This is a genomic window from Streptomyces sp. NPDC046197 (assembly GCF_040646295.1).
Taxonomy (GTDB): Bacteria; Actinomycetota; Actinomycetes; order Streptomycetales; family Streptomycetaceae; genus Streptomyces.
Genome location: NZ_JBEYZY010000023.1, coordinates 60,869 through 81,675 on the forward strand (window position 1 = coordinate 60,869; position 20,807 = coordinate 81,675).

A 20,807-nucleotide genomic window follows, 5' to 3' on the forward strand; every position below is an offset into this window, starting at 1 on the left:
GGAGGGGCGGGCCCAAAAGGCCCGCCCCTTCGTATTGCTCAGCGGTACTGCTCAGCCGTGTCGCTCAGCGCGCGTGCTCAGCCCGTGGCGAGCGTGAACACATGCAGGTCGGTGTCTTCCGGGAGCCTGACGCTCTTGATCTGCTTGCCTGCCGGGGCCTCGAAGGGCTTGGTGGCGAAGACGTACGTCGTCACCGGGTCCTTGTCCGCGCCTGCCACGTTGCGGTAGGTGGTCGTGGCCACCACCTCGTTGCCGTACTGGACGGTTCCGCCGCCTCCGCCGACGGTCCAGTCGGTGAGGGAGAGGTCGGCGGTGTCGGTGCTGCCGTCGGTGTAGGTGACGGTCGCCCTGTTCTGCCGGTTGCCGTTGACCGCGCTGCCGACGAAGGACAACTTCGCCGCCGGGGCGGCCAGTTCGATGGTCTGACCGGTGGCGGATGCGTTGTCCGGGCGGCCGTCGGGCGAGGCGGGCCAGGAGAAGGCCAGGCCGTCCACCGCGCCCGGGCCGCCCGGGGTCAGACCCGCCGCGGCGAGGGCCTGACGGGAGTAGCTCCAGCCCCCGCCGTCGTAGTCGGCCTCGTCGTGGTCGCCGTCGTCGTCCGAGACGCCGGTGTTGTTGTAAGCGGCCAACAGACTGCCCGGAGCCGCCACGGTCAGCGCCACGGGCTGCTCGTACGACGACTCGCCCGAGGTGACGGCCACCTTCACGTCGTAGAAGCCCTGCGCGAGGTCCCGGGACGCGGTGAGGGTGATCTCCTGCGTGCCGCCGGTCACCGTTCCCCGGGTCGGGGTCGCCGTGACACCGGCCGGTGTGCCGATCTTGAAACGCACCTCGGGGCCGGTGCCGCCGCCGAGCGACAGCGCTCGGACGACGACCCGCGTGCTCTCGCCCGGCGCGACGGTCGCCGTGGTCGGGCCCACGCCGATCTGGTACGGCTGCTCGCCCTGCCGGAAGGACGGCGGGGCGTCGGCCTCGGCGCTCCCCCAGGTGCGGTTCGGGGTGTCCGAGAGGGTGTAGTCCAGACGGCCGCCGTCGCGCACGAAGGAGGCCGGCAGCCATGGACGGTCGCTCGCGCGGCCGTCGACCTTCAGGGACTGGACGTAGGGCGAACCGGCGGCCGCTCCGGCGGCGCGGATGGAGATGTCGTTGCCGTCCGGGCGGGAGATCTCGATCCGTTCGAACAGCGGTGAGGCGAGGACGAGTTCGGCGCGCGAGGGCACCTGCGGGTACATGCCGAGCGCGGAGAAGACGTACCAGGACGACATCGCGCCGAGGTCGTCGTTGCCGGGAATGCCGCCCGGCTGCGCCGACCACAGCTGCTTCATCGCCGCGCGGACGGTCTCCTGCGCCCTGTGGGGCGCGCCCGCGTAGTCGTAGAGGTACGGGACGCCTATCGAGGGCTCGTTGTCGAGTTCGGACTTGTCGCCGCCACTGCCGGTGAGGGCCCAGCTGCCGTCGGCGTTGTGGAAGAAGGCGTCGAGGCGGGCCAGTGCCCGGTCCCGGCCGCCCATCGCCGCGAACAGACCCGCCGGGTTGTGCTGGACCATCCAGGTGTACTGGGCCGCGGTGCCCTCGACGAATCCGTTGCCGGTGTCCGGGGTGAAGCCGGTGACCCAGCTGCCGTCGGCCCGGCGGTCGGCGATGTAGCCGCCATGGGGGTCCCCCTTGCCCGAGGGAAGCCGCGAGCCGGGGAGAGGGTCGGCCGCGATGTCGAAGTTGTTCTGCCACCACTGGGCGCGCCGCGCGAAGGTCGCCGCGGTGTTCTTCTGCCCTGCCGCGGCGGCGAGTTGGGAGAGCGAGAAGTCCGCCGCCGACATCTCCAGCGTCTCGGCGGCACCGCCCCAGGCGTTGGAGACGGACGGCATGTAATGGTGGGCCAGGTACTTGTCCAGCGAGGGACGCTGGCCCACCGACAGCACCGGCTTGCCCGCCGCCGACAGGTCCTGCCGCGTGGGCACCGTCGCCGCCTTCACCAGCGAGGCCAGCGCACCGCGCAGATCGAAGTCGGTGCCGCCGAAGGCTCGGATCCCGGCCAGCGCGGTCGGCGAGGGGTCGCCGTTCATGACGTGGGTGCCGCCCGCCCCGTGCAGCCAGCGGTCCCAGACGCCGCCGTTCTGCCGGGCGAGCTCGTACAGCGACTGTGCGACGTCCGAGCCGGTGCGCGGGCTCAGCAGGGTCAGCAGCTGCACCTGGTCGCGGTAGACGTCCCAGCCGGAGAAGGTGCCGTACTGCGCCTGGTGCCCGCGGGCCACCCGGTGCACCCTGCCGTCGCTGCCGCGGTAGCCGCGGTCGCTGTCACTGATCACGTTGGGGTGCAGCAGGGCGTGGTAGAGCGCGGTGTAGAAGGTGGTGCGCTCGTCGTCCGTGCCGCCGCCGACCCTGATCGCGCCCAGCCGGTCGTGCCAGGCGCGCCGGGCCGCCTCGCGCACGGAGTCGAAGGAGCGCTGCGGCGGGTTCTCCGCGGCCAGGTTCGCCTCGGCTCCCGCCCGGCTGACGTAGGAGATGCCGACCTTGACCCCCACCGGTCCGGTGCCGGGCTCGAACTCGACGTAGCCGCCGGCGCCCTTGCCCGCCACCGGCCGTCCGCCGCTCGCGAATCCGCCGGTGCCGCCGGAGGCCGAGGTCGCGCCGGGGGTGAGCTTGTCGTCCTGCCAGGTGCCGGTCGTCTTGAAGGGACGGTCGAAGCGGGCGGTGAAGTACAGGGTGTAGTAGGCGCGCCGGCCCTCGGGGTCGAGGTATCCGCAGAAGTTCCCGGAGGTGACGGAGCCGGAGACCGTGCGCCTGGCCGGGTCCATGGTGACCGTGGAGTCGGTGGAGCCGACCTCGGAGTTGGCGGTGCGGATCAGTAAGGACGCGGGCTTGCCGGCCGGGTAGGTGAAGCGGGCCGAGCCGGTGCGCGCCGTCGCCGTGAGGTCGGCGGTGACGCCGGAGGACAGGCCCACCTTGTAGTGGCCGGGCCCGGTGGTCTCGTCGGTGTGCCGGAAGTCGGCGGCGTAGACCGCGTCCTTGGTGTCGCTCGCGGGCGACGAGGTGACCTCTCCGGCGTACGGGAAGAACGGGATGTCGCCGCTGCCGCCCGCGCATCCGGTGCCGGACATGTGGGTGAGGCTGAAGCCGCGGACCCGGGTGGCGTCGTACTGGTAGCCGCCGGGCGCGGCGGTTCTCGTGGCGTCGCCGCGGGTGTTCTCCGGGCTGAAGGAGAGCATGCCGAACGGGACGACGGCGCCGGGGAAGACGTTGCCGCCGTTCCTGGTGCCGATCAGCGGATCGACGTACGTCGTCGGATCCCTGACCAGATCGGGGGGTTGGGCGGTCGCCGCTCGGGCGGCCGTGGGGGAGCCACCGACCGCGAGCAGCGCGGCCAGCAGCAGGGACGTGGGGCGAAAACGCATGACGCGGCCCCTCCTCCTTCGGACGGGTCGCGCACCACAGGTCGCACAAGCCGCAGGGACAGTAGCGTGCCCCGGCGGTGGCACGGAAGACCGCGTTCGAGTGCGCGGGCACATGGGCACCCACATGGGCGGACTGGCGCGAAGTCACTTGACATCGTTGTCTGTTGGGACGCTAGAGTCATGTACAGACCATCAAGACAACGTTGTCGCATCGCAGCCGACCACAAGCCAGCACCACCCGGGTGGGCACCTCCCCCCCTTGCCCGCCCGGCTCGCGGACCCGGTGGCCGTCGGCTTGGCCACCGGGTCCGCCCGGAGCGGCCACCGGCCGCGGCCCTCGCAAGGCCGCCCACCGCCTGGAGTGACGCGGGTCACATGTGGCCGTGTCACATCGCGTCCGGCTGCCCCGTCAGGGATGTGTAACCACCACATGACGACGGAGGAGCCCACCATGGATGCCCGCCTGAACCTCTTCGGCAACCCGCTCGCGGCCAAGCTCCTGAAGCACATCAACTCCGCCGGCAAGGTCGTCTCGGACTCGACGCTGCCGGCCGCGACGCAGGAGCTGGTGAAGATCCGCGCCAGCCAGATCAACGGCTGCGGCTTCTGCACCGACATGCACACCAAGGACGCCGCGCACGCCGGGGAGTCCTCGGTGCGGCTGAACCTGGTCGCCGCCTGGCGGGAGGCCAAGGTCTTCACGGAGGCCGAGCGCGCCGCCCTGGAACTGACGGAGCAGGGCACCCGCATCGCCGACGCCGCCGGTGGCGTCACGGACGAGGCCTGGGCGAACGCCGCCAAGCACTACGACGAGGAGCAGCTCACCGCTCTGGTGTCCCTGATCGCCGTCATCAACGCCTACAACCGGGTGAACGTCATCGTCCAGCAGCCGGCCGGCGACTACCAGCCGGGGCAGTTCGGCTGACGGGACGGCGAGCAACGGGAAACGGGAAGGGCCGCACCCCCTCGTGCCGGGGATGCGGCCCTGAGCCCGTGAACCGGTCCACCCGCGGGCGGACCGGGCCGCCTACTTGCGGATCAGGCTGCGCAGCACGTACTGCATGATGCCGCCGTTGCGGTAGTAGTCGGCCTCACCGGGCGTGTCGATGCGGACGACCGCGTCGAACTCGACACCGGTGTCGGTGGTGACCTTGACCGTGCGCGGCGTGGTGCCCTCGTTCAGCTCGGTGACGCCGGAGATGGAGAAGGTCTCCTCGCCGGTAAGGCCGAGGGACTCGGCCGTGGCACCCTCCGGGAACTGCAGCGGCAGGACGCCCATGCCGATGAGGTTCGAGCGGTGGATGCGCTCGTAGGACTCGGCGACGACGGCCTTGACGCCGAGCAGCGCGGTGCCCTTCGCGGCCCAGTCGCGGGACGAGCCGGAGCCGTACTCCTTGCCGGCCAGGACGACCAGCGGGACGCCGGCGGCCTGGTAGTTCTGCGAGGCGTCGTAGATGAAGGAGACCGGGCCGCCCTCCTGCGTGAAGTCACGCGTGTAGCCGCCCTCGGTGCCCGGCGCGATCTGGTTGCGCAGGCGGATGTTGGCGAACGTACCGCGGATCATGACCTCGTGGTTGCCGCGGCGGGAGCCGTAGGAGTTGAAGTCGGCCCGCTTGACGCCGTGCTCCGTGAGGTACTGGCCCGCCGGGGTGTCGGCCTTGATGGCACCGGCCGGGGAGATGTGGTCGGTGGTGACCGAGTCGCCCAGCTTCGCCAGGACGCGCGCACCGGCGATGTCCTCGACCGGGACCGGCTCCATCGCCATGCCCTCGAAGTACGGGGGCTTGCGGACGTACGTCGACTCCGGGTCCCACTCGAAGGTGTTGCCGGTCGGGATCGGCAGGGACTGCCACTGGGCGTCGCCCGCGAACACGTCCTCGTAGGACTTGGCGAACATGTCCTCGCCGATGGCGTTGGCGACGACGTCGTTGACCTCGGCCTCGGAGGGCCAGATGTCCTTCAGGTAGACCGGGTTGCCGTCCTGGTCGGTGCCCAGGGCGTCACGGGTGATGTCCACCTTCATCGAGCCGGCGATGGCGTACGCGACGACCAGCGGCGGGGACGCCAGGTAGTTCATCTTGACGTCGGGGTTGATACGCCCCTCGAAGTTCCGGTTGCCGGAGAGGACCGAGGTGACCGCGAGGTCGTGATCGTTGACGGCCTTGGAGACCTCCTCCGGCAGCGGGCCGGAGTTGCCGATGCAGGTGGTGCAGCCGTAACCGACGAGGTTGAAGCCGACCTTGTCCAGGTACGGGGTGAGGTTGGCCTTGTCGAAGTAGTCGGTGACGACCTTCGAGCCCGGGGCGAGGGTGGTCTTGACCCACGGCTTGCGGGTCAGGCCCTTCTCGACCGCCTTCTTGGCCACCAGGGCGGCGGCGACCATGACGTACGGGTTGGAGGTGTTGGTGCAGGAGGTGATGGCGGCGACCGTGACCGCACCGTGGTCGAGGGTGTAGGTCGTGCCGTCGGGGGCGGTGACCTGGACCGGGTTGGACGGTACGGCACCGGTGCCCTGGCCGTGCTGCGGGGCGCCGGCGCCGTTCTCCTGGTGGCCGTAGGCCGGGGCGTCGGAGGCCGGGAAGGACTCGGCGCCGGCCTCGTCGACCACGGACGCGGCGGCGGCCGGCGTCTCGGCGACGGGCGCCTCCACGTAGTTGAGGACGTCCTTGGCGAACTGCTCGGCGGCCTGGGCGAGGACGATGCGGTCCTGCGGGCGCTTCGGGCCGGCGATGGACGGGACGACCGTGGACAGGTCCAGTTCGAGCTTCTCGGAGAAGTCGGGCTCGGCCTGCGGGTCCAGCCAGAGGCCCTGCTCCTTGGCGTAGGCCTCGACGAGGGCGACCTGCTGCTCGGAGCGGCCGGTCAGGCGCAGGTAGTGCAGGGTCTCGTCGTCGATCGGGAAGATCGCGGCGGTGGAGCCGAACTCCGGCGACATGTTGCCGATGGTGGCGCGGTTGGCGAGGGAGGTGGCGGCGACGCCCTCGCCGTAGAACTCGACGAACTTGCCGACCACGCCGTGCTTGCGCAGCATCTCGGTGATGGTCAGCACCAGGTCGGTGGCGGTGGTGCCGGTGGGCAGCTCGCCGGTGAGCTTGAAGCCGACGACGCGCGGGATGAGCATGGAGACCGGCTGGCCGAGCATGGCGGCCTCGGCCTCGATGCCGCCGACGCCCCAGCCGAGGACGCCGAGGCCGTTGACCATGGTGGTGTGCGAGTCGGTGCCGACCAGGGTGTCGGGGTAGGCCTTGCCGTCACGGACCATGACGACGCGGGCCAGGTGCTCGATGTTCACCTGGTGGACGATGCCGGTGCCCGGGGGTACGACCTTGAACTCGTCGAAGGCGGTCTGGCCCCAGCGCAGGAACTGGTAGCGCTCCTTGTTGCGGCCGTACTCCAGCTCGACGTTGACCTTGAAGGCGTCGTTGGTGCCGAACTTGTCGGCGATGACGGAGTGGTCGATGACCAGCTCGGCCGGGGCGAGCGGGTTGATCTTCGCCGCGTCGCCGCCGAGCTCCTTGACGGCCTCGCGCATGGTGGCGAGGTCGACGACACAGGGCACGCCGGTGAAGTCCTGCATGATCACGCGGGCCGGCGTGAACTGGATCTCCTGCGACGGCTGGGCCTGGGAGTCCCAGTTGCCGAGGGCGCGGATGTGGTCGGCGGTGATGTTCGCGCCGTCCTCGGTGCGGAGCAGGTTCTCCAGCAGGACCTTCAGGCTGTAAGGCAGTCGGGCCGAGCCCTCGACCTTGTCAAGCCGGAAGATCTCGTACGACTCGTCGCCCACCTGCAGCGTGCTGCGGGCGTCGAAGCTGTTCGCCGACACGACAGTCTCCTTCATTGATGTGCGCGTACCACCACGATCCTGCCGCCACGGCATCTGGGCCGATCCGCTAAGGTAAGGCTAAGTTAGGTAACCCTTACTAAATGGCGGCTGCGGTGCGCCCGGGCAGATATCTCGATGTCGAGATAACTCTAGTACATGGGGGCGGGATGGTCATGCCCGGCCCACCTGACCGCTCTCATCCAGTCGAGGCGTTTACGTCGCGGCCGCATGAAACCGAACCCGCGCACCCCTCGAACCGAGCTGTTCCATCGAGGTCAGCCCCCAACCCGGCGCGGCGACGGCTTTTGCCCGGTGGGTTAGGCTGTGCGGTTATGAATACCGGGACGGCATTGCGCCACACACGGATTGGTGACCCGGTGCCCTTCTGAGCGCCGTACGGGCCGGTGCGGGCCCGCTACTCGGTCGAGGGCCCGGCGCTGCCGCGCGGGCTCCGCCTCCGTCGTGTTGATCACAGGCTCGGCACATCAACCACGACAGGAGAATTCATGCCCGCCAAGACGCTCCGGATTTCCACCGCGGACGGCCAGGCCGACGCCTTCGTTGCCTTCCCGGACGACGGCGAGCGGCACCCAGGGGTACTGATGCACTCGGACGGCTTCGGCATCCGGCCGGTGCTGCGGGAGATGGCCCGTGAACTGGCCGGGCACGGGTACTACGTGCTCGTTCCGAACCTCTTCTACCGGCACGGCCCGGCACCGGTGATCGGTCTTCCCGAGCACATCGGAGAAGAGGCCCGGCCGGCGCTCATGGCCCAGTTGATGCCCTTGATCGAGGCGCACACCGCCGAACGTGTCCTGAGCGACGCCGACGCCTACCTCAAGTTCCTCACCGCCCAGCCCGAGGTCGCCGCCGGACCGGTCGCGGTGACCGGCTACTGCATAGGCGGCCTCTTGGCGGTGCGCACCGCCTCGGCCCACCCCGGGCAGGTGGCCGCCGTCGCCGCATTCCACGGTCCCGTGGGCGCGGACGGGCCCGATGCTCTCGCCGACCTCACCGCCCAGGTCCACTTCGGCCACGCCGAGAGCGACCTGACGCCCGAGGCCTTGGGCGAGCTCAACCGGGCCCTGGACGTCGCGGGTGTCGGCTACACCTCCGAGATCTACCCCGGCACCGTCCACGGGTTCACCATGTCCGACACCGACGCATTCGACCCCGCCGGACTGCGGCGGCACTGGGACCGCCTGCTCCCCCTCCTCAACCGCACACTGGCCAACAACTGAAGCTCCGGCTCGGAAACCAAACCTGAAGCGGACGGCTGGGCGGGCCGCACCGATGTCGACATGACTGACCCGTCGGCCCGCCTGGCCACCGAACGCTGGATGGCCGGCGAGCAGCCCGACTTCGTCCGGGAGCTCTCGACCGGCACGGCGGGATCGCTCGCTCGCCGTCGCCGTCGGCGCGTCCCCGGCAAGCGGGGCATCCCAGGCCGTGACGGCTGTCTCAGCCAATCCGGTCCCCGCAGGTCAGCGGAACCGACAGCGACTACCTTCGCCGAGACAGGTCACCAGCCGTCCACCGGCCGGTAGGCACCTTCCACTGATCGCGCGGCAGGGGTCACTGAGCGGGGCGGGACTCGGCCAGAGAAGTGGCGGGACTCGGCCAGAGAAGTGGCGGGACTCGGCCAGAGAAGTGGCGGGACTCGGCCAGAGAAGTGGCGGGACTCGGCCAGAGAAGTGCGGATCGCCGCAACGAGGGCGGCCCAGCGCTCGTGGCCCGGACCGCAGGCCATGCTGTCGACGTCTTCCTTCGGGTCCGGCGGCGACGGGACCGAGCAGCCGCGGCCGACGAGTCCGAACGATCCCCGGACCGGTCCCTGCCGGTACCACAGCTCGCCGACCTCGGCGAGCGGGACGACGTCGGTCCGGCCGCGCCGTGCGGGGGGAGCCGTGGCGCCGAACGAGAGCCTGACGGATTCGCCGTCGAAGACCGCCCAGCCATGGTTCCCCTCGGCGGCGAACGGCGGGACTTCTGCCGTACAGCGACGGCATCGTGGGCCACTCCGGCAACTCGTGCCCGTTGAAGTACCCCCGCATTCACGCTCGTTGCCGGAATCGCTCGCAGTCGTGGCCGTCCCCGCACGCGACGATCAGCAACCGCCCGGTGAGCGACGCCGCATGGATGAGTCCGCCGGCGACCTTCTTCCATCCGCCGCCGCGCTCGCGGCAGTAGACGCGCTTCGCGCCGAGCGGCGGCAGCCTGTCCGCCGGATCCCCGATCGCGAGCACGGGCGCGACCCCGGACAGCCTCCGCGCCGGCCCTGCCGGTTCGTCACCGTCGCCCACTCCCCGAGTCTGTCGGAGCCCGGCCCGCCGTTGGCCGACTGAGCCGAAAGCGCTGGGGTATTCGACGGAAAACGAGGCATGCACGACAACGTTTCGGAAGGAGGCACCGTATGCCGCTCACATTTCGCAAGAGTTTTCGGATTCTTCCCGGGGTGCGGCTGAACATCAACAGGCACTCCTGGTCGATCACCACCGGGGGCAGGCACGGGCCGCGACACACGCACAGCAGCACCGGACGTACTACGACATCAGTGGATTTTCCCGGACCTTTCGGATGGCGTCACACCCGTACCAGCAGGCGTCACTGACGGTCCATCACCCCCTTGGACCCCCCAGGAGGCGCCATCTCATATCTGAGATAGCCTCAACCCCATGGCAGACGACTACCTCGTACGCATCGGCAAGCTCATCCGTGACGCCCGGCAACACCGCGGCTGGACGCAGACCCAGCTTGCCGAGGCGCTCGGCACCAGCCAGAGCGCCGTCAATCGCATCGAGCGCGGCAACCAGAACATCAGCCTTGAGATGATCGCCCGAATCGGTGAAGCCCTGGACAGCGAGATCGTCTCTCTGGGCTACGCGGGCCCGATGCATCTGCGGGTGGTCGGCGGCCGTCGGCTGTCCGGGGCCATCGACGTCAAGACGAGCAAGAACGCGTGCGTGGCCCTGCTGTGCGCATCGCTGCTCAACAAGGGGCGCACGGTGCTGCGCCGGGTGGCCAGGATCGAGGAGGTCTACCGCCTGCTGGAGGTGCTGAACTCCATCGGCGTCCGCACCCGCTGGATCAACGAGGGCACCGACCTGGAGATCGTGCCGCCGGCCGACCTCGACCTGGACGCCATCGACGCCGAGGCCGCCGTCCGCACGCGGTCCATCATCATGTTCCTCGGCCCGCTGCTGCACCGCATGGACCGCTTCAAGCTGCCCTACGCCGGCGGCTGCGACCTCGGCACGCGGACCATCGAGCCGCACATGATCGCGCTGCGCCGGTTCGGCCTGGAGGTGGCGGCCACCGAGGGCCAGTACCACGCCGAGGTCGACCGGTCGGTCCGCCCCGACCGCCCGATCGTCCTGACCGAGCGCGGCGACACGGTGACCGAGAACGCGCTGCTCGCCGCCGCCCGCCACGACGGCGTCACCGTCATCCGCAACGCGTCCTCCAACTACATGGTCCAGGACCTGTGCTTCTTCCTGGAAGCGCTCGGCGTGAAGGTGGAGGGCATCGGCACCACCACGCTCACCGTGCACGGCGTGCCGACCATCGACGCCGACGTGGACTACTCCCCCTCCGAGGACCCGGTGGAGGCGATGAGCCTGGTGGCCGCCGCCGTCGTCACCGAGTCGGAGCTGACGGTGCGCCGGGTGCCGATCGAGTTCCTGGAGATCGAGCTGGCGGTCCTGGAGGAGATGGGCCTGGACCACGACCGCAGCCCGGAGTACGTCGCCGACAACGGCCGCACCCGGCTGGTGGACCTCACCGTCCGGCCCTCCAAGCTGGAGGCACCGATCGACAAGATCCACCCGATGCCCTTCCCCGGGCTGAACATCGACAACGTCCCGTTCTTCGCGGCCATCTCGGCCTCCGCGCAGGGCAAGACGCTGATCCACGACTGGGTCTACGACAACCGCGCGATCTACCTGACGGACCTCAACCGGCTGGGCGGCCGCCTGCAGCTGCTGGACCCCCACCGGGTACTGGTCGAGGGCCCGACCCGCTGGCGCGCCGCCGAGATGATGTGCCCACCCGCACTGCGCCCCGCCGTGGTGGTCCTGCTGGCGATGATGGCAGCCGAGGGCACGTCCGTACTGCGCAACGTGTACGTCATCAACCGCGGCTACGAGGACCTCGCCGAGCGCCTGAACTCCATCGGGGCGCAGATCGAGACGTTTCGGGACATCTGATCACCAGGACGGTCCGGTCCTGAAGCAGGCACCAAAGTCCCATCGTTACGCGGCCCCGGCCCGGAGCTGGTGGTCCAGGCCGGGCCCGGGCCAGGGCTTGTCCGTTGGTCAGTTGAACGCGGCGGCGAACATGCCGGGTTCGTAGGAGCCTCCCTTCTGGTGGACGATCACGGCGAGGCGGTTGGCCGCGTTGATCAGGGCTACCAGGGAGACCAGTGCGGCGATCTGGTCGTCGTCGTAGTGCTCGCGTACCTGCGCCCAGGTCTCGTCCGACACGCCCTGGTGGGCGTCGGCGAGGCGGGTGCCCTCTTCGGCGAGCGCCAGTGCGGCGCGCTCTGCTTCGGTGAACACGGTGGACTCGCGCCAGGCGGCGACCAGGTGGAGCCGAACCGCGGTTTCCCCGGCGGCTGCGGCCTCCTTCGTGTGGCAGTCGATGCACCAGCCGCAGCCGTTGATCTGGCTGGCGCGCAGCGACACCAGCTCCCGCGTGGACTTGGGCAGCGGCGACTGCTCGATCACCAGGCCGGTGTTGGCGAACCGCTTGGCGAACCTGGTGGCGAGCTCGTTGTCGAACATGTTGAACCGGGCGTCCATGACTTCCCCTTCGTCCTCACTCGTAACTCGCAGTGCTGCACTGGGTGCTGCACTGGCCGGACACGAGATGCCGGCACCCCTTCTCCTTGTGACGGGACGGCCGTGTGACGTGCACCACTGTGCGTGGGTGTCACAAAGACGCGTCGACCGGCGTCCTGTGCGCGTGGCATCGTCGAGTGCGGACAGGCAGGAGCAGCCGGTGGAGAGCGAGCGCAGCGAGCACACAGGGGGCGTGGCCGGGCGGCTCGGCGGCGGTGGGGGCGCGGACCCCGCCACCGAGGCCTTCGTCGTCCATCGCAATCTGCTGTTCACGGTCGCCTACGAGTTGCTCGGCTCGGCCGCCGATGCGGAGGACGTCCTGCAGGAGACCTGGTTGCGGTGGGCGGGTGTCGATCTCGGCACGGTGCGGGATGAGCGTGCGTACCTGGTCCGGATCACCGCGCGCCAGGCGCTGAGCCGGCTGCGTACGCTCGGCCGCCGCAGGGAGTCCTACGTCGGTCCCTGGTTGCCCGCACCGCTGCTGACCGCGCCGGACGTGGCCGAGGACGTCGAGCTGGCCGAGAGCGTGTCGATGGCGATGCTGCTGGTGCTGGAGACGCTCACGCCCACCGAGCGGGCGGTGTTCGTGCTGCGCGAGGTGTTCGACCTGGGGTACGACGAGATCGCCGATGCCGTCGACAAGAGTCCGGCCGCCGTCCGCCAGATCGCGCACCGGGCACGGGCACACGTCGCTGCGCGCCGACCGCGCGGGGTCGTTTCCCCGGCCGAGACCCGGCAGGCGCTCGATGCGTTCAAACGGGCGACCGAGACGGGCGACCTGCAGGGCCTGCTCGACATCCTCGCGCCGGAGGTCGTCTTCCTGGGTGACGGCGGAGGGGTCAAGCAGGCCGTCCTGAAGCCCGTCGTGGGGGCCGACAAGGTGGCCCGTCTGCTGGTCGCCGGGCTGGGCAGGGCCACCGCGGCGATGCTGGGGCCGGCACAGGTCAACGGGTACCCGGCGCTGATTCTCCGGCTGGGCGGCGCGATCGACACCGTCCTGGCGGTGCGCATCGACGACGGACTCATCACCGGGCTGTACGCCGTGCGCAATCCCGAGAAACTGTCGCACATGCGGCAGGAGACCGCCCTGCGCCGCTGAGCCCGGGATCCGGAAGTCGGCCGCAGCCCGCGTCGGGCGGAACGCATCACCCTCGCGGCGGCAGCCGGTCGGGCGAGACGCGTCACCCTCTTGGCGGCCCCGTGACCGGGCATCGGCCGGATCACGGGGCCGCCCGGCCGATGCCGGGGGACCTGAGCCGCGGTCAGGCCTCGGTCAGGGTGACGTCCTGCTTCTCCGCCGCGAGGAGGTGGGGCAGCAGCAGGCCGTCCTCGTCGCGGAGTTCCAGCATCGAGGCCTCGACGTGGGTCTCGCCGGGCTCCACGGTGCTCACCGCGGGCGTGCCCGTGTTGACCCAGCGGTGCACGGAGCCGTCGCACACGGCCCGGGTGCCGCCGACGCCCTGCCGGATCGAGGAGCCGTCCTGGCCGATGGTGGAGCCGATCAAGGCCTCTCCCGTGGCGCCGGTGCAGCGGTAGGTGCCGGAGAGTGTGACGGTGCCGTCTGCCGTCACCCGGCCCGTCGGGTCTACGGTCACGGTGTCGCCCGAGGCCGCGCTCGCGGGGGCGGCGGGGGTGGTGAGCAGCAGCGCGGCGGCCGCGCCGATGGCGCCGAGAAGGGGGCGCAGGGACATCTGGGAACCTCCCGGATGGCTGGAATGAGGGAGTCCACTGCTACCGGGCGCCCGTGCCGACGAGCGTGATCGTCACTCCTTCGGTGGCGAGTCCGCTGCGAGCGTCGATGAACGGTCCGCGTACCGTCCGCGTGTTGTCACGCTTCGCCGGTGGCTGTTCCGAAGGGCCCGGGGCGGGCGCATGGTCGACCCATGCGGCCGGTCCGGCGGACCACCGCGCGGGCGGTCCGCAGACCGGTCCCACCGATGTGGAGGTGTGCCATGTGTTCCCACCAGTCCTCGCGTTCCCACCCGGTCGCCGGTGCAGCCACCGACACCGGCGCCCCGCACGTCGTCGCCGCCCACCCCGAGCAGGGCTGGAGCCTGCTGTGCGACGGGACGATCGTCTTCGACGACACCGGTGAGCTGCTGCCCGACGGCCGGGTCGTCGCGCCGCGCCGGGGACCGGCGGAGCGGCTCGCCATGGCCGCCTGAGCGCGGCCATGGCGAGCCCCCGGGCGCGCGCCGCCGGTCACGTCCCGGATGAGTTTCCGCCCCCGAGGCCCTGCCCGTGTCGTGACCCGGCGGGCGCGGTGTCACGGCAGTACGGCGAAACCGTCGAGTTCCACCAGCGCCCGGTCGTCCCACAGGCGGGCGATGCCCACGACGGCCATCGCGGGGTAGTCGCGACCGGCCGACGTCCGCCAGATGCGGCCCAGTTCGGGGGCGTGGTCCCGGTAGTCGGCGACGTCGGTGGCGTACACGGTGACGCGGGCGAGGTCGGCCGGGGTGCCGCCGGCCGCGTGCAGGGCGGTGAGCAAATTGGTGAGAGCCCGCTCGAACTGTTCGGGCAGGGTGTCGCCGACGACCTTGCCGTCCGCGTCCAGCGCCGTCTGGCCGGCCAGGAACACCACCCGTGAACCGGTGGCGACCACGGCGTGCGAGAAGCCCCGGGGCGGGGAGAGGCCGGGCGGGTTGACCCGGGTGAGAGGGGCGGGGTCGGGCGGGTTGCCGCGCTCGGGGTTCACCGGGCCTCCCGGGTCGTGTCCAGCTCTCCGTACAACTCCTTGGCGATGATTTCGCGCTGCACCTCGCTCGCTCCCTCGTAGATCCGGGGGGCGCGCACCTCGCGGTAGAGGTGTTCGAGGAGGTGGCCGCGGCGCAGGGCACGGGCCCCGTGCAGCTGGACGGCCGCGTCGACGACGTACTGCGCGGTCTCGGTGGCGAGGAGTTTCGCCATCGCGGCGCGCCCGGGGATGCCCGGGACGCCTTCGTCGTACGCCGTCGCCGCCGCGTACACCATCAGGCGGGCGGCCTCGGTGCGCAGGGCCATTTCGGCGACCTGGTGGGCCACGGCCTGAAGGTCCCTCAGCTTGCCGCCGAAGGCGTCCCGCGAGGCGGTGTGGACGAGGGTCGCGTCCAGTGCCGCCTGCGCCATGCCGACGGCGAAGGCGCCCACGCTGGGGCGGAAGAGGTTGAGGGTGGCCATGGCGACCCGCAGGCCACGGCCGGCCTCGCCGAGGACGTCGTCCGCGGTGACGGGGACTCCGTCGAAGGACAGGGTGCCGACGGGGTGCGGGGAGAGCAGTTCCAGGGCGCTCCCGGTGAGGCCGGGACGGTCGGCGGGCACGAGGAAGGCCGTCACGCCGCGGGACCCGGCGCCGGGCGTGGTCCGCGCGAAGACGGTGTAGAGGTCGGCCTCGGGAGCGTTGGAGATCCAGCACTTCTCACCGGTGAGCCGCCAGTGGGAGGGGCCCTCGGGCCGGGCCTCGAGGGTGAGTGCCGCCGCGTCCGACCCCGCGCCCGGCTCGCTGAGGGCGAAGGCGGCCACGGCCGTGCCCGCGCGCACGCCCGGCAGCCAGCGGTCGCGTTGCGCCGGGGTGCCGTGCGCGTGGACCGGATGGGCACCCAGGCCCTGCAGGGCGAGAGCGGTTTCCGCCTCGGTGCAGGCGTAGGCCAGGGACTCCCGCATCAGGCACAGGTCCAGCGCGCCCGAGGTGAACAGGCGCTCCAGCAGGCCGAGGCGGCCCAGTTCGGCGACGAGCGGCCGGTTCACGCGGCCCGGCTCGCCCTTCTCCGCGAGCGGGCGCAGCCGGTCGGCGGCCAGGGCCCGCAGCTCGGCGCACCAGGCGGACTGTTCGGGTTCGAGCGAGAATGCGGGCATCGCCGGTCCTGCCTCCCGTGGCCGTACGTCCACTCCCGACCGTATCGCGCTCCATTGACTGTCGTCACCAACACGATACGCTCCCAGTGCGAGCCCACCACGACAAGGGGGCGAACCGCCATGGACCCCAGCAGGGACGGCACCGGGAGGCCGACGGACCCGGCCCCGGCGACCGCGTCGGCCATACCCTCGGCCCACGTCGACACCTTCGCGCGCGACCACCTCCCACCCCCGGACCAGTGGCCCGAACTGCGCTTCGACCTCCCGGAGCTGCGCTACCCCGACCGGCTGAACTGCGCCGCCGAGTTGCTGGACCACACCGACGCGGGCCGCCCGGTGTTCCGCACCGCCTCCGGGGACACCTGGACCTACGGCGACCTGCGCGCCCGCGTCGACCGCGTGGCGCATGTGCTCACCGGGGACCTCGGCGTCGTCCCCGGCAACCGGGTCCTGCTGCGCGGTCCGACCACCCCCTGGCTCGCCGCCTGCTGGCTGGCGGTGCTGAAGGCGGGCGCCGTCGCGGTCACCGTGCTGGCCCAGCAGCGCCCGCACGAGCTGAGCACCCTGTGCGAGATCGCCCGGGTGCGGCACGCGCTGTGCGACGTGCGGGCCGTCGACGACCTCGCGAAGGCGGAGATACCCGGCCTGGGGATCACCACATACGGCGGCGACGCCCCCGACGACCTCCTGCGCCGCCCGGCACCCACCACCCCGTACCCCGCCGCCGACACCGCGGCCGACGACGTGGCCCTGATCGCCTTCACCTCCGGCACCACGGGCCGCCCCAAGGGCTGCCTGCACTTCCACCGGGACGTGCTGGCGATCGCCGACACCTTTTCCCGGCACGTGCTGCGACCGCGCCCGGACGACGTCTTCACGGGCAGCCCCCCGCTCGGGTTCACGTTCGGGCTGGGCGGGCTGGTGATCTTCCCGATGCGGGCCGGCGCCAGTTCCCTGCTGCTCGAACAGGCGGGCCCCCGGCAACTGCTGCCCGCGATCGCCGAGCACCGGGTCTCGGTGCTGTTCACCGCGCCGACCGCGTACCGCGCGATGCTGGACGGACTCGGCGCGCACGACACCTCCTCGCTGCGGCGCTGCGTCTCCGCCGGCGAGAACCTGCCCGCGGCGACCTGGCACGCCTGGCACGAGCGCACCGGCCTGCGCATCATCAACGGCATCGGCGCCACGGAACTGCTGCACATCTTCATCTCCGCCGCCGACGCGGACATCCGGCCCGGCACCACGGGAGTACCGGTACCGGGGTGGCACGCGCGCGTGCAGGACCGGCACGGCACCCCCGTGCCCGACGGGGAGCCCGGCCTGCTCGCCGTGCAGGGCCCCGTCGGCTGCCGCTACCTCGCCGATCCGCGGCAGCGTGAGTACGTGCGTTCGGGCTGGAACGTCACCGGTGACACCTACGTCCGCGACGGCGACGGCTACTTCCGGTACGTGGCCCGTGCCGACGACATGATCGTCTCGGCGGGGTACAACATCGCGGGCCCCGAGGTCGAGGACGCGCTGCTGCGCCATCCGGACGTGGTCGAGGCGGCGGTCGTCGGACGGCCCGACGAGGCCCGCGGGCAGGTGGTGGTCGCGTATGCCGTAGTGAAGGAGGGCGCGCCACGGGACGCGGAGGCGCTGCGCGCGTACCTCAAGGCGGAGCTCGCGCCGTACAAGTGCCCGCGGGAGATCGTCTTCCTGGACGCGCTGCCACGCACGGCCACCGGCAAGCTCCAGCGGTTCCGGTTGCGCCACCACGGTGACCAGCGGTAATACTGACGACTTAAGATGATCAACGTGTCCGAGCAGCACGCGCAGCACGCCCCGAGGTCCCTCATCGTCACGCTCTACGGCGCGTACGGTCGATTCGTGCCGGGCCCGGTGCCCGTCGCCGAGCTGATCCGGCTGCTGGCCGCGGTCGGGGTGGACGCGCCGTCCGTCCGCTCGTCGGTGTCCCGCCTCAAGCGACGCGGGCTGCTCGTACCGGCCCGCACGGAGCAGGGCACGGCCGGGTACGAACTGTCCCCGGAGGCACGTCAGTTGCTCGACGACGGCGATCGGCGCATCTACGCGACGGCGCCGCCCCAGGAGGCGGGCTGGGTGCTCGCCGTCTTCTCCGTGCCGGAGTCCGAACGGCAGAAGCGGCACGTGCTGCGCTCGCGGCTGGCCGGCCTCGGCTTCGGCACCGCGGCGCCCGGCGTGTGGATCGCACCGGCGCGGCTCTACGAGGAGACCCGGCACGCCCTGCAGCGGCTGCACCTGGACAGCTACGTGGACTTCTTCCGCGGGGACCACCTGGGTTTCACCCCGACCCGGGAGGCGGTGGCGCGCTGGTGGGACCTGGCCGGGATCGCCAAGCAGCACGAGGCGTTCCTGGACCGGCACGCGCGCGTGCTGCACTCCTGGGAGCGACGCCCCGACACCCCGCCCGAGGAGGCCTACCGGGACTACCTCCTCGCCCTCGACTCCTGGCGCCACCTGCCCTACGTGGATCCGGGTCTGCCCGCGCGCCTGCTGCCCGCCGACTGGCCGGGCGCCCGCTCCGCCACTGTGTTCCGGGGCCTGCACGAGCGGCTGCGGGACGCGGGAGCACGGTTCGTCGACCTGTGAGCGGGGCCGGCTTCCCGGGTCGGGTGCCCGGTGCGCGCCGTCAGCCGTCCAGGCTCAGCCGCGGTTTCGGGGCGTCCGTGCGGCCGGTCTGCGGGCGGCGGCTGCCCGCCCGGTACGGCGCCGGCCAGACGGCGCCCGGGCCCGTGTAGCCCTGCTCGGCCGCCGCGTGCAGGGTCCAGTGCGGGTCGTAGAGGTGGGGCCTGGCGAGCGCGCACAGGTCCGTACGCCCGGCCAGGATCAGGGAGTTGACGTCGTCCCAGGAGGAGATCGCGCCGACCGCGATCACCGGGACGCCGGCCTCGTGCCGGATGCGGTCGGCGAAGGGCGTCTGGTACGACCGCCCGAACTCAGGCCGCTCCTCCGTCACCACCTGGCCGGTGGAGACGTCGATCGCGTCGGCGCCGTGCGCCGCGAAGGCGCGGGCGATCGCGACGGCGTCTTCGGCGCTCGTGCCGCCCTCGGCCCAGTCGGTGGCCGAGATGCGTACGGTCATGGGCCGCTCCCCGGGCCACACCGCGCGGACGGCGTCGAAGACCTCCAGCGGGAAGCGCAGCCGTTTCTCCAGCGAGCCGCCGTAGGCGTCGGTGCGGTGGTTGGTCAGCGGGGAGAGGAAGCCGGAGAGCAGGTAGCCGTGGGCGCAGTGCAGTTCGAGCAGGTCGAAACCGGCGCGGGCGGCCCGCCACGCGGCGGCGGTGAACTCCTCGCGGATGTCGGTCAGCTGGGCGCGGGACAGCTGGCGCGGGGCCTGGCTGCCCGGCTTGTAGGGCAGCGGGGAGGCGGCCATGAGTGGCCAGTTGCCGTCCGGGAGCGGCTCGTCCATGCCTTCCCACATCAGTCGGGTCGAGCCCTTGCGCCCGCTGTGGCCGAGCTGGACGCCGACGGCGGTGCCCGGGGTCTGCCGGTGCACGAAGTCGGCGATCCGCTTCCAGGCCCCGGCCTGCCTGCCGGTCCACAGGCCCGCGCACCCCGGGGTGATCCGGCCTTCCGGGCTCACGCACACCATCTCGGTCATCACCAGACCGGCGCCGCCCAGCGCGCGGGCGCCGAGGTGGACGAGGTGGAAGTCGCCGGGGACGCCGTCGACCGCCGAGTACATGTCCATCGGGGAGACGACCACCCGGTTGCGCAGGGTCAGTCCGCGCAGCCGGAACGGGGTGAACATCGGGGGCGTGCCGGGCCGGCAGCCGAACTCCCGCTCGACGGCGTCGGTGAAGCGGGCGTCGCGCAGCCGCAGGTTGCCGTGGGTGACGCGGCGGCTGCGGGTGAGCAGGTTGAACGCGAACTGGCGGGGCGGCTGGTGGAGGTACAGGCCGAGGTTCTCGAACCACTCCAGGCTGGCGCGGGCGGCGCGCTGGGTGGAGGCGACCACCGGCTTGCGTTCCTCCTCGTAGGCGGTCAGCGCCTGGTCCAGTCCGTCCTGCTCCTGGAGACAGGCCGCGAGCGCGAGGGCGTCCTCCACGGCGAGCTTGGTGCCGGAGCCGATGGAGAAGTGGGCGGTGTGGGCGGCGTCGCCGAGGAGGACGACGTTGCCGCACGACCAGCGCTCGTTGACCACCGTGCGGAAGGTGGTCCAGGCCGAGTTGTTGGAGCGCAGGGGCCGTCCGCCGAGCGCGTCCGCGAAGAGCTTCGCGCAGCGCTCGATGGACCCCTGCTCGTCGAGGTCCTGGAAGCCGGCCGCGCGCCAGACCTCTTCGCGCATCTCGACGATCACGGTGGAGGCGTCGGCCGCATAGGGGTAGCCGTGCAGTTGCATCACGCCGTGCTCGGTCTCGGCGATCTCGAAGCGGAAGGCGTCGAAGGCGAAGTCCGCGGCGAGCCAGATGTAGCGGCAGCGGTGCGAGGTCACCCGGGGCCGGAACACGTCGGCGCAGGCCTCGCGGGTGGCACTGTGCACCCCGTCGGCGGCGACCACCAGGTCGTACGCCTCGGCCAGCAGCGCCGAAGACGGGGCCTCGGTGCGAAAGCGCAGCTCGACGCCGAGGCTGCGGCAACGCTCGTGCAGGATCTGCAGGAGCCGTTTCCTGCCGAGGGCGGCGAAACCGTGGCCGCCGGAGGTGTGCCGTACACCCCGGTGCACGATGTCGATGTCGTCCCAGCGGACGAAGTGTTCCCGAAGGGCCTCGTAGACCGTCGGGTCGGCGTGTTCGATGCCGCCCAGGGTCTCGTCGGAGAGGACCACCCCGAAGCCGAAGGTGTCGTCGGGGGCGTTGCGTTCCCAGACGGTGACCTCGCGGGTGGGGTCCAGGCGCTTGAGCAACGCCGCCGCGTACAGCCCTCCGGGGCCACCGCCGATGACCGCGACCTTCATGG

Annotated in this window: 16 protein-coding genes; 8 read left to right on the plus strand and 8 right to left on the minus strand. The window is 71.5% G+C overall.

Features of this window, described 5'->3' with window-relative positions; translation table 11 throughout:
• Positions 1–77: 77 nt before the first annotated feature.
• Positions 78–3,392: a GH92 family glycosyl hydrolase gene (locus tag AB0A61_RS28135; RefSeq protein WP_361297944.1), complete on the minus strand. Its 3,315-nt coding sequence runs from the start codon at positions 3,390–3,392 to the stop codon at positions 78–80.
• 451 nt (positions 3,393–3,843) lie between these two features.
• Here AB0A61_RS28135 and AB0A61_RS28140 point away from each other — a divergent pair, with 451 nt between their 5' ends.
• Positions 3,844–4,317, plus strand: coding sequence for a carboxymuconolactone decarboxylase family protein (locus AB0A61_RS28140; protein ID WP_361297947.1), 474 nt, complete (start codon positions 3,844–3,846; stop codon positions 4,315–4,317).
• A gap of 102 nt (positions 4,318–4,419) precedes the next feature.
• Here AB0A61_RS28140 and AB0A61_RS28145 read toward each other — a convergent pair whose 3' ends face one another.
• The gene (locus AB0A61_RS28145; protein WP_361297950.1) at positions 4,420–7,215 is read right to left on the minus strand and encodes an aconitate hydratase; all 2,796 of its coding nucleotides are present in this window, start codon (positions 7,213–7,215) and stop codon (positions 4,420–4,422) included.
• Positions 7,216–7,721: 506 nt separating this feature from the next.
• On the opposite strand from AB0A61_RS28145, the gene AB0A61_RS28150 reads away from it, so the two are divergent.
• Complete coding sequence (locus AB0A61_RS28150) at positions 7,722–8,456, plus strand: dienelactone hydrolase family protein (protein WP_361297953.1); 735 nt, start codon at positions 7,722–7,724, stop codon at positions 8,454–8,456.
• Positions 8,457–9,269: 813 nt separating this feature from the next.
• On the opposite strand, the gene AB0A61_RS28155 is transcribed toward AB0A61_RS28150, so the two are convergent.
• Complete coding sequence (locus AB0A61_RS28155; RefSeq protein ID WP_361297956.1) at positions 9,270–9,518, minus strand: hypothetical protein; 249 nt, start codon at positions 9,516–9,518, stop codon at positions 9,270–9,272.
• Positions 9,519–9,628: 110 nt separating this feature from the next.
• Between AB0A61_RS28155 and AB0A61_RS28160 the strand changes: the two genes are divergently transcribed.
• Together AB0A61_RS28160 and AB0A61_RS28165 are read left to right on the plus strand one after the other, a co-directional pair.
• On the plus strand, positions 9,629–9,826 hold the full coding sequence (locus AB0A61_RS28160; RefSeq protein WP_361297959.1) for a DUF4236 domain-containing protein: 198 nt from the start codon (positions 9,629–9,631) through the stop codon (positions 9,824–9,826).
• Positions 9,827–9,890: 64 nt separating this feature from the next.
• Positions 9,891–11,420 carry a UDP-N-acetylglucosamine 1-carboxyvinyltransferase gene (locus AB0A61_RS28165; protein ID WP_361297962.1) on the plus strand — a complete coding sequence of 510 codons (1,530 nt, stop codon included), beginning with the start codon at positions 9,891–9,893 and terminating at the stop codon, positions 11,418–11,420.
• A 108-nt stretch (positions 11,421–11,528) separates the two neighbouring features.
• On the opposite strand, the gene AB0A61_RS28170 is transcribed toward AB0A61_RS28165, so the two are convergent.
• A complete protein-coding gene (locus AB0A61_RS28170) occupies positions 11,529–12,014 on the minus strand; it encodes a carboxymuconolactone decarboxylase family protein (protein ID WP_361297964.1) in 486 nt (161 codons plus the stop codon).
• A gap of 199 nt (positions 12,015–12,213) precedes the next feature.
• On the opposite strand from AB0A61_RS28170, the gene AB0A61_RS28175 reads away from it, so the two are divergent.
• Positions 12,214–13,152: an RNA polymerase sigma-70 factor gene (locus AB0A61_RS28175; RefSeq protein ID WP_361298110.1), complete on the plus strand. Its 939-nt coding sequence runs from the start codon at positions 12,214–12,216 to the stop codon at positions 13,150–13,152.
• A gap of 163 nt (positions 13,153–13,315) precedes the next feature.
• Here the strand turns inward: AB0A61_RS28175 and AB0A61_RS28180 are convergent, their stop codons facing one another.
• Complete coding sequence (locus tag AB0A61_RS28180; RefSeq protein WP_361297967.1) at positions 13,316–13,744, minus strand: DUF6299 family protein; 429 nt, start codon at positions 13,742–13,744, stop codon at positions 13,316–13,318.
• A gap of 261 nt (positions 13,745–14,005) precedes the next feature.
• Here AB0A61_RS28180 and AB0A61_RS28185 point away from each other — a divergent pair, with 261 nt between their 5' ends.
• Positions 14,006–14,218, plus strand: a complete 213-nt coding sequence (locus tag AB0A61_RS28185; RefSeq protein WP_361297970.1) for a DUF5999 family protein — start codon at positions 14,006–14,008, stop codon at positions 14,216–14,218.
• A gap of 101 nt (positions 14,219–14,319) precedes the next feature.
• Here AB0A61_RS28185 and AB0A61_RS28190 read toward each other — a convergent pair whose 3' ends face one another.
• On the minus strand, positions 14,320–14,751 hold the full coding sequence (locus tag AB0A61_RS28190) for a RidA family protein (protein WP_361297973.1): 432 nt from the start codon (positions 14,749–14,751) through the stop codon (positions 14,320–14,322).
• Positions 14,748–15,887: an acyl-CoA dehydrogenase gene (locus AB0A61_RS28195; protein ID WP_361297976.1), complete on the minus strand. Its 1,140-nt coding sequence runs from the start codon at positions 15,885–15,887 to the stop codon at positions 14,748–14,750. The genes AB0A61_RS28190 and AB0A61_RS28195 overlap by 4 nt, the downstream gene beginning before the upstream one ends.
• Positions 15,888–16,007: 120 nt before the next feature.
• Between AB0A61_RS28195 and AB0A61_RS28200 the strand changes: the two genes are divergently transcribed.
• Both AB0A61_RS28200 and AB0A61_RS28205 read left to right on the plus strand, forming a co-directional pair.
• On the plus strand, positions 16,008–17,660 hold the full coding sequence (locus tag AB0A61_RS28200; protein ID WP_361297979.1) for an AMP-binding protein: 1,653 nt from the start codon (positions 16,008–16,010) through the stop codon (positions 17,658–17,660).
• A gap of 15 nt (positions 17,661–17,675) precedes the next feature.
• Positions 17,676–18,497, plus strand: a complete 822-nt coding sequence (locus tag AB0A61_RS28205) for a PaaX family transcriptional regulator C-terminal domain-containing protein (protein WP_361297982.1) — start codon at positions 17,676–17,678, stop codon at positions 18,495–18,497.
• A gap of 40 nt (positions 18,498–18,537) precedes the next feature.
• Here AB0A61_RS28205 and AB0A61_RS28210 read toward each other — a convergent pair whose 3' ends face one another.
• Positions 18,538–20,805, minus strand: a complete 2,268-nt coding sequence (locus AB0A61_RS28210; protein ID WP_361297985.1) for a bifunctional salicylyl-CoA 5-hydroxylase/oxidoreductase — start codon at positions 20,803–20,805, stop codon at positions 18,538–18,540.
• Positions 20,806–20,807: the final 2 nt, after the last annotated feature.